Here is a 13436-nt window from a genome sequence, read left to right on the forward strand (position 1 = left end):
TTTCACGTATCAAAAGCAGGAATTGAACCAGAAAAAGCCCAGAAGCGGGAGCCGAGGAAACTCAGTACTGGAACAATTGCAATTGAAAAGATAAGGCCGACCGTGGCCGGCCAGTTAGTGAACTGGAGGCAGGCTGTCAGGACTACGTTGTTGGCAAGAAAGCCCATAACCGCAATCAAGAGAAAACGCGCCATTCTACGGCCAGTGGTTCCGTGATGTCTCCGCGGTTTAAAGCTCCAGAAATTGTGACCTGCGAAGGACACGACAAACGCAACAATAAAGCCGAGAATGTTTGATCCGTAAGCGCCGAACATTTCGCTCTGCAAGGCAGCAAGGGCGACAACACTGTGGGTCAAGGTGGCCGCGATGCCTACGAGCGCAAACCGGCTTGCCGTCGCTGCCTCCGAGCGAAGGCGGCTGGTGCGGGCGTCTTTTTCAGTCATTGCTTGCCTTGCCGTCGACCTTTGTGTCGGCTCCGGTTATGACATCCTGAACCAGGTAGACGGGGCGCTGCTTCGCCTCACCAAACAGGCGTGCAATGTACTCACCCACCATGCCGATGGAGAGGAGCTGAATGCCGGAAAAAAACAGGACGGCCACCATCAAAGACGCGTAGCCGGGAACATCAACACCATAAATCAGGACCTTGATGATCGTGTAGAGGGCGTAGACAAGCGCCAATCCGGCAATCCCGACCCCGCCGTAAAGCCAGACGCGAAGCGGAAGTGTGGTGAAGGCTGTCAAGCCGTCAATGGCAAAGTTCCAGAGTTTCCAATAGTTCCATTTGCCTTCGCCTGCGCGACGAGCCGGTCGTTCATAGGGGATGGCCAAGGATGGAAAGCCGACCCAAGCAAACAGTCCTTTCATGAAGCGATTACGCTCGGGAAGCTTGTGTAGTGCCTCAATGACGGCGCGGTCTATCAGGCGAAAATCGCCAGCATTGGCCGGCATGTCGATATGGGCGAGGCGATTAAAGAGTTTATAGAACAGACCAGCTGTGGAGCGCTTGAGGAATGTGTCTGACGAGCGGTCGACGCGCATGCCATAGACAACATCATATCCGGAGCGCCAGCCTTCGATCATCTGCGGGACCAAAGATGGAGGGTCCTGCAGGTCAGCGTCCAGAACGATGGCGACGTCCCCCTTCACATGAGAAAGACCAGCGGTTAGCGCAGCTTCCTTGCCAAAGTTTCTAGATAGGCCGATCAGCTTTCCCGGCAGGCCGTCTTTCAGATTTTGTGCAACGACGTCCGCTGTCGTGTCATGACTGCCGTCATCGACAAAGATATACTCAAATGGAAGACCCAAGCCGGTCAGAACCTTGTTGGTTTCTTCAAGAAAGTGGGGAATGACCTCTGCCTCGTTGAAAACCGGAACGATCAGGCTGACGAGGGGCGTTTTCAGACGTGCTTGTGACCGCCGTTCGAAATAGACCTTTGCCTGTGTTCTTGTTGCCATGTCCGGGGTTCCGGTTTCTTTCAGGTTGCAGGGATCTGAAGGCTTGAATCAAAAAGGCCGGACGCTTCGCACGCCCGGCCCCTTTTTACCAATGTCGGCAATTCACACAAGTGCACCGTGGCAGTGCTTGAACTTCTTGCCTGATCCGCATGGGCAAGGTTCATTTCGGCCCACCTTGCCCCATGTTGCCGGATTGTTTGGATCGCGTTCCGCGCTTTCGAACTCGTTTTCGCCGGTCTGCGGATTGATGTGCTGCGGGTGCATCTCCGGCAGCGGTGCTGGTTCCGGGATGGTTGGTTCTTGAACAAGCTCAACGCGCAGAAGTTGGCTGGTGGTGATTTGACGCAGCTGCGCCAGCATGCCTTCAAACAGGGTGAAGGATTCTGTCTTGTACTCCTGCAGCGGATCGCGCTGGGCATAGCCGCGGAAGGCGACGACTGAGCGCAGGTGGTCAAGGTTGCCCAAATGCTCACGCCACAGATTGTCCAGTGTCTGTAGCAAGATGGCTTTTTCCACCTGCCGCATGATGTCGGGCGTGTATTTCGCCGCTTTTTGGGCCATGGCCTCATCAGCAGCACGTTTCAGGCGGGATTTGACCTCTTCATCCGCAATGCCTTCTTCACTCGCCCATTCTTTTACTGGCAAGTCGAGGCTGAGAACTGTGCGGACTTCTTCTTCAAGGCCTTCCGTGTCCCATTGTTCGGGGTAGGCACGCTCTGGAATATGGCGGGCGACAAGGTCTTCGATGACGTCATGGCGCATGTCGGCCACAGTGTCTTGAAGAGCTTCTCCGTCCATCAGTTCGATCCGCTGTTCGAAGACCACCTTACGCTGGTCGTTCATCACGTCGTCGAATTTCAGAAGGTTTTTACGAATGTCGAAGTTGCGGGCTTCCACCTTTTGCTGGGCTTTCGCCAGCGCGCGGTTGATCCACGGGTGGGTAATCGCTTCGCCTTCTTCCAAGCCCAGCTTCTGAAGCATGGAGTCCATACGGTCTGACCCGAAAATGCGCATCAGATCGTCCTCCAAGGACAAGAAGAACTTTGAGTGACCAGGGTCGCCCTGACGGCCGGAACGCCCGCGGAGCTGGTTATCGATCCGGCGGCTTTCATGCCGTTCGGTGCCAACAACATAAAGGCCACCGGCTTGCAGGGCCTTTTGCTTGAGTTCTTCAACCTCAGCGCGGATCGTCGTTTCTTTTGCGGACTGTTCTTCACCCTTTGGCATATCACCCAGCTCGATGGCAACGCGCTGATCCGGGTTGCCACCCAGCTGAATGTCTGTTCCGCGACCGGCCATGTTGGTTGCAATGGTCACAGCGCCGGGAAGTCCGGCTTCGCTGATGATCATGGCTTCTTGTTCATGATAGCGCGCGTTCAGAACAGCAAACACCTTCGATTTGGGACCATCCTTCATTTGCGCTTCAGCAAAAGCTTTCGGATCAGTCACGTCGATTTGTTTGTAGCCGTGTTTTTTCAAACGGTCAGCGAGGTATTCAGACTTCTCGATGGAGGTGGTGCCGACAAGAATGGGCTGCCCGCGCTCCTTGCAGTCGTCAATCAGCTTGACGATTGCGCCGTATTTTTCTTCCGCAGTTCTGTAGACTTCATCATCGGAATCAACACGCGAGACCGGCAGATTGGTCGGGATTTCGACAACTTCCAGCCCGTAGATATCTGCAAATTCGTCTGCTTCCGTCGACGCTGTGCCGGTCATGCCCGCCAACTTGTCATACATGCGGAAGTAGTTCTGGAATGTGATGGATGCCAGTGTCTGGTTCTCCGGCTGAATACGAACCTTTTCGCGCGCTTCAAGCGCCTGGTGCAATCCTTCGGAAAAGCGGCGGCCCGGCATCATGCGTCCGGTGAACTCATCAATGATGACGACTTCATTGTTGCGGACGATGTAATCCTTGTCGCGTTGGAACAGTTTATGGGCTTTCAGCGCTTGCTGCAGGTGGTGCACCACCGAGACGTTTTCCACGTCATAGAGGGAATCGCCCTTCAGCAGCTCTGCTTCGCTGAGAAGGCCTTCCAGCTTTTCATTGCCTTCCTCAGTAAAGGTGGCTGAGCGTTGCTTTTCGTCCAGCTCGTAATCTTCTTCGGTCAGGTGCGGAATGAACGCGTCAACGGTGTTGTAGAATTCGGAGCGGTCTTCCAGCGGGCCTGAAATGATCAAAGGCGTCCGGGCTTCGTCCACGAGAATGGAGTCGACCTCATCGACAATCGCAAAGTTATGATCGCGCTGAACCATCGACTCGCGGTCGTGCTTCATGTTGTCGCGGAGGTAGTCGAAGCCAAATTCGTTGTTCGTGCCGTAAGTTACGTCGGCTTCGTAAGCTGCTCGGCGTTCTTCGTCGGACAAGCCATGCACAATACAGCCGGTGGTCAGTCCAAGGAACTTGTAGACCTGCCCCATCCATTCGCTGTCGCGTTGGGCAAGGTAGTCGTTGACGGTGACAACATGAACACCGTTCCCGGTCAGGGCATTCAGATAAACCGGCGCTGTAGCAACAAGGGTCTTACCTTCACCCGTGCGCATTTCTGCGATTTGACCAGAATTGAGGACCATTCCGCCGATCAGCTGCACATCATAGTGACGCTGTCCCAAGGCGCGTCTGGCGGCTTCGCGCACGGTCGCAAAGGCTGGAACCCGCAAATCGTCGAGGGTTTTGCCGTTCTGGAGTTCCTGGCGAAATTCATCAGTGCGGGCACGAAGTTGATCGTCAGAGAGGTTTTTCAGACCATCTTCAAGGGCATTGATCTGCTGAACCTTCGCCCGAAAGGATTTGACTTTGCGATCGTTCGCCGATCCGAAAATTTTACGTGCCAGTGCGCCAAGGCCAGCCATGTGGCGGTCCTTCCTTAAGGGGCTGCGCACTTAGCCTGCGCGAACCCATGAAATCGTCTCAATTGCTGTCCAAGGTTTCGACTGTCCCATAGTGGGAGCCAGAACCATGGCGAAAGTGGTGCCCACCCTTGCCGGATTGGACGACCGAGAGATAAGAGGGGGGGATATGCTTGTCAACGCCGCTGGTTTGAGCAAAGTAGGCTCGCATGAGTTCGGAAGCTTCATGCTTCGAGAGATTTTGTAAAAAAGGACGCCCGATGTTCCGTAAAACTGTTCGCCGACCACTGCACTCGATCATGGTCACGGCGTTTGCCTTGATGCTGGGAACCAGTGCTGTTTCCGCCGCAGAGCCGGATGACGTCATCGCAAAAGTTGGTGAGACCGAAATCACGGAAGCGGATATTGCATTCGCGGCCCAAGATCTGGGACAGGAGCTGCAACGCTTTCCGCCGTCCCAGTGGCGCGGTATTTTGCTGGATGTGATTGTTGATATGGAGCTTCTGGCGCAAGCGGCACGGGATGCAGATATCGACAAGGATCCTGACTTTCAAAAGCAGCTCGACTTCCTGACACTCCGGGCGTTGCGGAACGCTTATATTGCTCAGAAGATCGAAGGTGGTGTGTCTGATGAAGACGTACAGGCTGCCTATGACAAGCAGTTCGCAGACTTCGAAGGTGACGAGGAAATCAACGCCCGTCACATTCTGGTGAAAGAAAAAGCTGAGGCAGATGCTATCGTCGCTGAGCTGCAAGGCGGTGCCGACTTCGTTGAATTGGCGAAGGAGAAGTCCACCGGGCCATCCGGGCCTAACGGGGGTGATCTAGGCTTTTTCGTTCGCGGCCAGATGGTTGGTCCGTTTGAGGAAGCGGCTTTTGCTCTGGAGCCGGGTGCCTTTACGATAGAGCCGGTACAAACACAGTTTGGCTGGCATGTGATCAAGCTTGAAGAGAAGCGGAAAAAGCCGAAGCCCACGCTGGAAGATGTTTCTGCCGGATTGCGCCAGCAGTTGACCCGGGAACGCTATACCAAGGTGATGGAAGACCTGAAGGGGTATGTAACTGTCGAGATCCTTGATGAAGGTCTGAAAAAGCCGGAGGCTGACACCAAGCCCGAATAAGCGAGCCGTACTACAGAACTCCAGGTGCCCGGTGCCAGATAGCAGGTGCCGGGCATTTTTGTTTGGTATTCGCAAATGGCCTGAAGCACGCAACGGGATGCAAAACAAGTGCTTGCGAAAGCTGCGTTCTTAAGGCAATCCAGTTGAAAACCAATTTCTGGAAGTCACTCTCATGTCTGCAGCTGTTTCCCCTCTTGCGCCAACCTCCTATCCCACGATGCCGGAAATTGAAGGCGTGCGATTTGCCACAGCACAGGCCGGTATCAAATACAAAGGGCGGACGGATGTCTTGCTGGCCAACCTTGTCGAAGGAACGACGGTTGCAGGTGTTTTCACCAAATCCAAATGTTCGTCAGCTCCCGTTGATTGGTGCCGGGCAGAGCTTCATCGGGGGACTGCACGTGGGCTTTTGGTGAACTCGGGAAATGCAAATGCGTTTACCGGCAAAAAGGGGGCTGAGGCTGTTCGTTTGTCTGCGGATATTGCGTCCAGAGCATTGGGGTGTGAGCCGAAGGATGTATTTTTGGCCTCTACCGGTGTGATCGGTGAACCTTTGCCAGCGGAAAAGTTCGACACTGTCATGTCCGGGTTGGTTGATGGCACTGAATCATCCTGGCTAGAGGCAGCGCAGGCCATCATGACGACGGATACATATCCGAAGGTGGCGACTGAAACCCTTGAGTTTAATGGCCACACCATCCGCATCAGCGGCATTGCCAAAGGCGCAGGCATGATCGCGCCAGATATGGCGACAATGTTGTCCTTCATCTTTACCGATGCTCCGATTGCAGCTGACGTTCTGCAAAAGGCCCTGTCTGCTGAGACGGAAGGAAGCTTTAACGCGGTTACGGTGGATAGCGATACCTCAACATCCGACACAGTGCTTCTGTTTGCCACCGGGTGGGCCAAGTCTCGTGGAGTTCAGCCTTTAGAAAGCGTTGAAGACAGCCGTTTTGAGCGCTTCCGCGCAGCGTTGCGGCACCTTATGCAGGATCTTGCGCAACAAATCGTGCGTGATGGCGAAGGGGCAACCAAGTTCGTTGCGGTCAAGGTAACTGGCGCAGAGAGCAACGCATCTGCCAAGAAAATTGCTCTTTCGATCGCGAACTCGCCGTTGGTAAAAACCGCGGTCGCCGGTGAGGATGCCAATTGGGGGCGGGTTGTCATGGCGGTCGGAAAAGCAGGCGAGCCTGCAGATCGGGATCGGCTGGCAATATGGTTTGGTGATGTTCGTGTTGCCGTCGACGGTGAGCGTGACCCTGACTATTCGGAGGATGCAGCTTCTGCGGTCATGAAGGAGCAGGAAATCGAATTGACGGTTGACCTCGGATTGGGTGACGGATCTGCAACCGTTTGGACCTGTGATCTGACCAAGGAATATGTTGCGATCAACGGGGACTACCGCAGCTAAACTGCGGTGCTGAAAGACGCCTTGCTCAACTCTGTTTAGAACCGGGAATTCCTGCTAATGAAACTCGTCCTTGTTGTCGCCTGTGCACTTGTGGATGCCGATGGCCGAATTCTGCTCGCGCAACGCCCGGAAGGCAAAAGCATGGCGGGACTTTGGGAATTTCCTGGCGGCAAGGTCGAACACGGCGAGCGTCCTGAAATCTCTCTTATCAGGGAACTGAAAGAAGAGTTGGGCATTGATATCAGTGAGGACTGTCTGGCACCACTGACCTTTGCAAGCCACGGCTATGATGATTTTCACCTTTTGATGCCGCTTTACATATGCCGCCGTTGGAATGGCGCGGTACAAGGTAAAGAAGGGCAAAATCTGGCTTGGGTTCGACCGGTACGGCTCCGCGACTATCCAATGCCGGAAGCCGATATTCCGCTCATCCCGCACCTTATGGAACTGGTGTAAGTCAAAATTAAACCTTTGTGTGCATTTCTGTGGGTGGTCCTACTGAGCAAAAAGACATCTGGCATGGTCCTGAGAACTCTGAAAGCTCTAGCACACGATAAACGCGGAACTGCCGAAACCGAGTTCGGTTTTCTATTCGCATTGATCGTCGTTGGCACCATTGCAACCCTTGCAACCATGGGGGTAGATTTGGCGGCTGTTTTTGGAGCGGTGTTCCGAAGCGTGTAGTAGAAAAATCACCTTCAATCTGAATGCAGCCTATGTTCTCGCAATAGTATTTTCTCCAGTCTTTAGTTTGCATCTATTTGTAATAAATACTATTGTAAAAACCTCAATATGTAAAATTAAATCCCTTCAGATATTTGAATGTATGCATAAGTTTAGCTGTTTTACTGACAATAAAACCGTATTAATTACGCAGGGGCAATTTTGTATTAACATGTTGTTGGCACCCTAGTCGCAAGTTCGGTTCCAAATCCGGCGAGTGAGGGGCAATGCACCGTCGACTTTTATTTAGATTTATTAGAGACAAACATGGATTTACATCCATGGAATACGGCTTGGTTATTGGTGTTTTATCTTTGGCAATTGCCGGTGTTGCGGCCAATGCAGGAGACTCTGCTCAAAACGCGTTTAATAAATTGAAATCATCAATCGGTGGTGTTGTGGTCACTGTTGAGGATGATGAAGGCGCTCTCGGAAAGCAGGAATAAACATCAAATTGATTACTCTGTCGGAGTTTCGACCGTGCCAAGAGCATCTGCCAATCTCACTTTTGCTGAACCCGGTTTTAGTGGCTGCTGCTGGCTTTCATGCGGACGCCACCCACTCATGGTAACCATTGAAAAGGTCGCCCGAATGCGGCCGTCTGGATCAGCATATTTTTCTGCATACAGAGCTGCTGCTTTCATCAGAACGTCCTTGCGAAGTGGTTTTTTGGAACGCTCTGTTAGGACGGACGTTGCGCCCATGGCGCGTAGGTCGCGCAATAAATCAAACATCGTGTCATAGCGGACGATTAAACGGTCCACATCGGTGACTGGTAGGGCAAAGCCTGCGCGTTGGAGAAGGGAACCAAGGTCCCGCGTATCTCCGAATGGGGAAATGCGTGGCGATACACCGCCTGTGACTTCGATTTCCGCCTGCATCATCACGTCTCTCAACTCCCACAGGGTGTCCATGCCGGGCAGGGTGGCAAGAAATAAACCGTCAGGACGCAAGGCCCTGTTGAGCTGGATAAGCGTTCCCGGAAGGTCATTGATCAGGTGGAGATGAAGGGCTGAGACGATCAGATCGACGCTTTCCTCGGCCAGTGGTGGGCAGGCATCGTCAACAACACATGCCGGAGCTGGAAAGCGCTTATCTGTACACAGAACATCAAACCGAAACACATCCCCTACATTGGGTGTTTGCTCTAATGCGTCTTCCAAATGGGTGGAATGACCACCAAGCTCGATGGCCGTTGTAAATTCCCGTTTGATTGAAACAAGCCGGTCTCCCAAATCCTCAGCCACATTTTTCAGCAAGAAGTCTGCGCCGTCTGGAGCGGAATTCAGCGCGCGTTTCCAGCGTGTTTTCAGCAGTTGCCTGTCAAAAATTTCTGGTTGCGCCATGGTCTGTTCCGGTTTGAGTCCTGCGGTATGCTGTCATATGGCACCGCGTTCGTCTTGGTCAAAGGGTGCAGGATGTGTTCTAGTGTGAAATCAGCTTTGCAGGTGAAGGATGTTCGTTCGAAGCCAAGCAGCAAATGTATTAAAACATCTTCCCGATTGGGGTGCTGCCTTCGGCCATTTCCTACTTGATAGTCTCCTGCCGCCGAGATGTGCGACCTGTCCGGAAGAGATAGCTCGAGGCTTGGGACTATGTTCTTCCTGTTGGCAGAAAATCAGGTTTATCGAGGTGCCGGTATGCCATCGGTTTGGGACACCGTTCAGTCACGAGATCGGGCCGAATGCGCTTAGCCCGCGCGCTATTGCCTCTCCCCCACTGTTTGAACGTGCCAGGGCGGCCTGTCTTTATGACGGTCCGGCGCGAGACATGGTTCATGCATTGAAATTCTCGCGTCGCAGAGAGCTATCCGAAGTGATGGGGAGATGGATGGTTCGGGCGGGGCGGGAGCTCCTCGTGGAAAATTCGCTTTTGATCCCCGTGCCTCTGCATCGGAGGCGATTGTGGAGCCGACAGTTTAATCAGGCAGCTGATCTTTCAAATTTTATCGCCCGTCAGTCTGGCGCAGATTACCATCCCATGCTGCTGGTGAGATCGAAAAAGACGAGCCCTCAAGTTGGTTTAACTGCAAAGCAGCGGGAGAAGAACATCCGCGGAGCGTTTAAACCCGGATTTCCCAAGTAGTCAGCTGATTTAGCTTCTTCTATCCTATTTTTCTCTTTATATTACAGCGTGTTACTTGATGACGGAGGGCTGAAAAATGGCACACCCAACGGGTGCGGGTTCTGAGAGCGATTTTCGGCTGGATTTTGACCCTCGGGTGCGGTTGGAATTCCACGGTTCAAAGATCAGTTCTGATGGCGGTCTTCTGCTTTACCGGGAGCTTGATGACGCCCTTGGCCTTTTCGGCAAAGCGGTTCGGTTCCTTCGGGATACCCGCAAAGGTAAGAATGGCGTTCACACCTTGATGGGCCTGCTGCGCCAATCGATATTTGGTCGCCTTGCGGGCTATGAAGATGTGAATGATGCCGTGCGTCTGTCGCGTGACCCGGTAATGCGCCAGATTATCGGGGGCCGTGCCGTTGACACTCAGGCGGCATCCTCCTCCCAGATGGGCCGCTTTGAGACTGAGGTGCTCGCGACTGCCGCCAACAGGGAAGCCTTGGCCGATATGCCCGGTCAATGGATTGATGCGGTGCATGGTCGCCAAGGACTGAACTACATCACCTTGGACATGGATAGCTCTGTCAGCCCCACCCATGGCGCTCAGGAGGGAACCGCATGGAACGGGCATTTCGGCTGCAACTGCTATCACCCATTGTTCATCTTCAATCAGTTTGGCCACTTGGAACGCTGTGCCCTGCGCAATGGCAGCGTCCACAGCGCGGATGACTGGAAGGCTCTTCTGATACCCGTCATTGCGCGCTATGCAGAGCGCGACATCATGCGCTTCTTTCGCGCTGATGCCGCCTTTGCCATTCCGGAACTTTACGAGACTTTAGAGGCTGAAGGGTACCGCTACGCCATCCGCCTCAAAAAGAACGCTGTGCTGGAAGAGAAGATCAGCCATCAGCTGACCCGCCCCGTGGGACGTCCCTCAAAGACAAAGATCAAGCGCTTCTATGAGGTTTTTGAGTATCAGGCTGCTTCATGGAGCAAGCCCCGTCAGGTGGTTGCCAAGATCGAATGGTATCCCGGTGATCTATTCCCTCGCGTGGGTTTTGTCGTCACCAACTTGCCGATGGAGCCGGAATGGATCATCCGCTTCTACAATCAGCGCGGCACAGCCGAACAGCACATCAAAGAAGGCAAGAACGCCATCACTTGGACCCGCCTGTCCTGCAAGCGGTTCTGTGACAATGAGGTCCGGCTTCAGCTTCACGCATTGGCGTATAACCTTGGTGTCTTCCTGCAAGGGCTAGACCTCCCGGAAGAGGTCGCCGACTGGTCGCTGACAAGTATCCAGAGCCGCCTCATCAAAATCGGGGCAAAGGTCGTACGCCATGCGCGCAAAATCACGTTCCAACTGGCAGAGGTGGCTGTATCAGGCTACGTCTTCGGACGAATCCTCGCCGCAATCCGCGCCCTCAAGCCCCCGCCGAGGCCTGCATGACGCTCCAAACAACGAAACCAACACAAATGCGGCTCCACAGCTGTGTCTTGTCGCAGCCCAAACGGGATAAAGTCCACGAAAAGCTCAAAAACCGCGCTTACGTAACCGTCAAAATCGATAATCGCCCCGACAACGCTGCCGTCAGAGTTGCAAACGTCCGTGAAAACGGTCAACCTCGTCGCAACACACAGTTACTTGGGAAATATCCGTTAAAGTGACAGATGAAGGTAAGGCTCTTGTCGTCGGGCGGCAGGTGGTTCTGATTGATGATGTTTTTACAACCGGTTCAACGGTCGACGCTTGCACCAAGGTTCTTTTGAAGGCGGGGGCAATGCAGGTTGATGTCCTAACATTTGCTATTGCCGAACTCGGGCCAATGAAGTGACGTTTAGTTGAACTGCCAACGAGTTCTGCGCCCCTTGTGAGAGCTTGTGTTCATCACATATAAGCTAGCCCAACTAGGATTATTCAAAGGAAGGCTATTTGCTATGACCGAAGTGGTTATTTATACGCGCCAGCTTTGCGGGTTTTGTACGGCTGCAAAACGTCTTCTGGATAGCAAGGGTGTCGACTTTGTCGAACATGATGCCACGTTCGATCCGGAGCTGAAGAAACAAATGGTGCAACGGGCGAATGGCCGCTCAACCTTCCCGCAGATTTTTGTTGGTCAAACCCATGTTGGCGGGTGCGATGAATTGCATGACCTGGAGCGGAACGGCAAGCTGGATTCTCTGCTTGCTGGATAAAATGGCTAGCCAGTCCGGAGAATAATGGAAGGAAGAGGGCATGAGCGAGTTTACAGCAGCCTGTGTCCAGCTGCGAAGTGGGCGTGATGTTCTCTCCAATCTTGAGGTGGCCCGACAACTCGCTCGCGATGCTGTTAAAGGCTCCGGTGCCGGTTTTGTGCAAACTCCGGAAATGTCGAACCTGTTGGTGCGCAGCCGCGACGAGCTTTTTGAAAAGATAGTTGCGCAAGACGAAGACCCTTTTCTGGCCGGTTTGAGTGATTTGGCTCGTGAACTTGGCATCTGGTTGCATATCGGCTCCATGGCGGTGCGGGTTGGCGAGGATCAGGCCGCTAACCGTGGCTACATGATCGGACCGGATGGGCGGATTCTTGCGCGTTACGACAAGATTCACATGTTCGACGTAGATTTGCCTGATGGAGAAAGCTGGCGAGAGTCCGCAACCTATCGGCCTGGCTCCGCTGCTATGATCGTCGATACGCCATTGGCCAGATTTGGAATGGGGATTTGCTATGATGTGCGGTTCCCTCAGGTGTTCCGAAACCAAGCTGTGGCAGGGGCCATGGTTCTGACTGCTCCGGCGGCCTTTACACAGCAAACTGGCAAGGCGCACTGGCATGTGTTGCAAAGGGCGCGGGCAATCGAAAACGGCGCGTTCATGATTTCTGCCGCGCAATCCGGTCGCCATGAGGATGGGCGCGAGACCTATGGACACAGCCTCATTGTCAGTCCGTGGGGCAAAGTGCTTTGTGAAATGAGCGAAGACGAAGTGGGATACGTTTCTGCGACAATCTGCTTGAAAGAGGCAGAAAATGCGCGCAAAAGCGTCCCGGTCTTGAAAAATGAAAGAGAATTCGCCCTGGAAATGCAGAATATTCAGGGAAGTTGAGGGGAAGAAGCGTGATCCGCTACAATCTTGTTTGTGAGTTAGATCACACATTTGAAGGCTGGTTTCGAAACTCGGAAGATTTCGAAGTCCAAAAAGCCGTGCATCAGATTGAGTGTCCTGTGTGTTCGTCCACCGACGTCTCAAAGATGCTGATGGCCCCCGCCGTGTCGACCTCCCGGCGCAAGGAAAACCAAGTCGTTCCAGCGCCGGTCGTGGAGGGTGAAGCCAGTGGTGCTTCAAAAGTGCCTGCTTCGGCTGTCACCGCAAAGACGGACGTCCCAGAAGTTCCATCTGCTTCGGTTCGTGAAGCGGCATTGTTACCGCAAGACGTGCGGCAAAAGGAAATCGTCGCAGCTCTCCGACATTTGCGCGCCAAGATGATTGAAAACTCAGACAATGTCGGCAAGAGCTTTGCCGAAGAGGCGCGAAAGATCCACTACGGGGATGCCGAAGAGCGGGCCATCCATGGCGAAACAACACCGGAGGATGCGGCGGAATTGCTCGACGAAGGGATTTCAGTCTTGCCATTGCCCGTATTGCCGGATGACAAGAACTGACCATAGCCTAATGCCAGAAAGCGTCAGCTGCGCTGCTTGATTTCGTCAAGACTGACTGTTGTGACTTCTTGGAGCCGTTCTGCGGCAGCTAGACCGGTTCCCAGTTGATCCTGAATAGCTTCAAACTGCTTGACTGAGTGAGTGGTATAGTCCTGCAGCATTGAAGAGAC

16 protein-coding genes are annotated in these 13436 nt (G+C 53.6%); 12 read left to right on the plus strand and 4 right to left on the minus strand.

All coding sequences use genetic code 11. The features are described 5' to 3' along the window. Positions 1 to 2: 2 nt before the first annotated feature. The 3 genes from TRICHSKD4_RS05510 to secA form a co-directional block, all read right to left on the minus strand. Positions 3 to 443 carry a GtrA family protein gene (locus TRICHSKD4_RS05510; RefSeq protein WP_009466472.1) on the minus strand — a complete coding sequence of 147 codons (441 nt, stop codon included), beginning with the start codon at positions 441 to 443 and terminating at the stop codon, positions 3 to 5. Next, positions 436 to 1458 (minus strand): glycosyltransferase family 2 protein, encoded by a 1023-nt coding sequence (locus tag TRICHSKD4_RS05515; RefSeq protein WP_009466473.1) that lies wholly within the window; start codon positions 1456 to 1458, stop codon positions 436 to 438. Before TRICHSKD4_RS05515 ends, TRICHSKD4_RS05510 begins: the two co-directional genes overlap by 8 nt. Before the next feature lie 102 nt (positions 1459 to 1560). Further along, positions 1561 to 4308 (minus strand): preprotein translocase subunit SecA, encoded by a 2748-nt coding sequence (gene secA / locus TRICHSKD4_RS05520; protein ID WP_009466474.1) that lies wholly within the window; start codon positions 4306 to 4308, stop codon positions 1561 to 1563. 257 nt (positions 4309 to 4565) lie between these two features. Between secA and TRICHSKD4_RS05525 the strand changes: the two genes are divergently transcribed. The 5 genes from TRICHSKD4_RS05525 (at position 4566) to TRICHSKD4_RS30155 (ending at position 8006) form a co-directional block, all read left to right on the plus strand. After that, on the plus strand, positions 4566 to 5426 hold the full coding sequence (locus TRICHSKD4_RS05525) for a peptidylprolyl isomerase (RefSeq protein ID WP_009466476.1): 861 nt from the start codon (positions 4566 to 4568) through the stop codon (positions 5424 to 5426). A 172-nt stretch (positions 5427 to 5598) separates the two neighbouring features. Beyond that, a complete protein-coding gene (gene argJ, locus TRICHSKD4_RS05530; protein ID WP_009466477.1) occupies positions 5599 to 6837 on the plus strand; it encodes a bifunctional glutamate N-acetyltransferase/amino-acid acetyltransferase ArgJ in 1239 nt (412 codons plus the stop codon). Between the two features lie 57 nt (positions 6838 to 6894). Then, positions 6895 to 7293, plus strand: coding sequence for a (deoxy)nucleoside triphosphate pyrophosphohydrolase (locus TRICHSKD4_RS05535; RefSeq protein WP_009466478.1), 399 nt, complete (start codon positions 6895 to 6897; stop codon positions 7291 to 7293). A 63-nt stretch (positions 7294 to 7356) separates the two neighbouring features. Then, the gene (locus tag TRICHSKD4_RS30625; protein WP_009466479.1) at positions 7357 to 7521 is read left to right on the plus strand and encodes a hypothetical protein; all 165 of its coding nucleotides are present in this window, start codon (positions 7357 to 7359) and stop codon (positions 7519 to 7521) included. A 320-nt stretch (positions 7522 to 7841) separates the two neighbouring features. After that, positions 7842 to 8006, plus strand: a complete 165-nt coding sequence (locus TRICHSKD4_RS30155) for a hypothetical protein (RefSeq protein WP_009466480.1) — start codon at positions 7842 to 7844, stop codon at positions 8004 to 8006. A 12-nt stretch (positions 8007 to 8018) separates the two neighbouring features. On the opposite strand, the gene TRICHSKD4_RS05540 is transcribed toward TRICHSKD4_RS30155, so the two are convergent. Next, the gene (locus tag TRICHSKD4_RS05540) at positions 8019 to 8906 is read right to left on the minus strand and encodes a methyltransferase domain-containing protein (RefSeq protein WP_009466481.1); all 888 of its coding nucleotides are present in this window, start codon (positions 8904 to 8906) and stop codon (positions 8019 to 8021) included. Positions 8907 to 9015: 109 nt separating this feature from the next. Between TRICHSKD4_RS05540 and TRICHSKD4_RS32225 the strand changes: the two genes are divergently transcribed. The 7 genes from TRICHSKD4_RS32225 (at position 9016) to TRICHSKD4_RS05565 (ending at position 13266) form a co-directional block, all read left to right on the plus strand. Further along, on the plus strand, positions 9016 to 9645 hold the full coding sequence (locus tag TRICHSKD4_RS32225) for a ComF family protein (protein ID WP_009466482.1): 630 nt from the start codon (positions 9016 to 9018) through the stop codon (positions 9643 to 9645). A gap of 76 nt (positions 9646 to 9721) precedes the next feature. Then, positions 9722 to 11074: an IS1380 family transposase gene (locus TRICHSKD4_RS05550; protein ID WP_009466009.1), complete on the plus strand. Its 1353-nt coding sequence runs from the start codon at positions 9722 to 9724 to the stop codon at positions 11072 to 11074. Next, positions 11071 to 11292: a hypothetical protein gene (locus tag TRICHSKD4_RS32230; RefSeq protein ID WP_009466483.1), complete on the plus strand. Its 222-nt coding sequence runs from the start codon at positions 11071 to 11073 to the stop codon at positions 11290 to 11292. Before TRICHSKD4_RS05550 ends, TRICHSKD4_RS32230 begins: the two co-directional genes overlap by 4 nt. Then, positions 11289 to 11459 (plus strand): ComF family protein, encoded by a 171-nt coding sequence (locus tag TRICHSKD4_RS29055; protein WP_009466484.1) that lies wholly within the window; start codon positions 11289 to 11291, stop codon positions 11457 to 11459. Before TRICHSKD4_RS32230 ends, TRICHSKD4_RS29055 begins: the two co-directional genes overlap by 4 nt. Positions 11460 to 11562: 103 nt before the next feature. Beyond that, positions 11563 to 11820, plus strand: coding sequence for a glutaredoxin 3 (gene grxC, locus TRICHSKD4_RS05555; protein WP_009466485.1), 258 nt, complete (start codon positions 11563 to 11565; stop codon positions 11818 to 11820). Positions 11821 to 11860: 40 nt separating this feature from the next. After that, positions 11861 to 12709: a carbon-nitrogen hydrolase family protein gene (locus tag TRICHSKD4_RS05560; RefSeq protein WP_009466486.1), complete on the plus strand. Its 849-nt coding sequence runs from the start codon at positions 11861 to 11863 to the stop codon at positions 12707 to 12709. A gap of 11 nt (positions 12710 to 12720) precedes the next feature. After that, positions 12721 to 13266 (plus strand): DUF1178 family protein, encoded by a 546-nt coding sequence (locus TRICHSKD4_RS05565; RefSeq protein ID WP_009466487.1) that lies wholly within the window; start codon positions 12721 to 12723, stop codon positions 13264 to 13266. Positions 13267 to 13436: the final 170 nt, after the last annotated feature.

The sequence above is a fragment of the Roseibium sp. TrichSKD4 genome (assembly GCF_000148725.1).
Taxonomy (GTDB): Bacteria; Pseudomonadota; Alphaproteobacteria; order Rhizobiales; family Stappiaceae; genus Roseibium.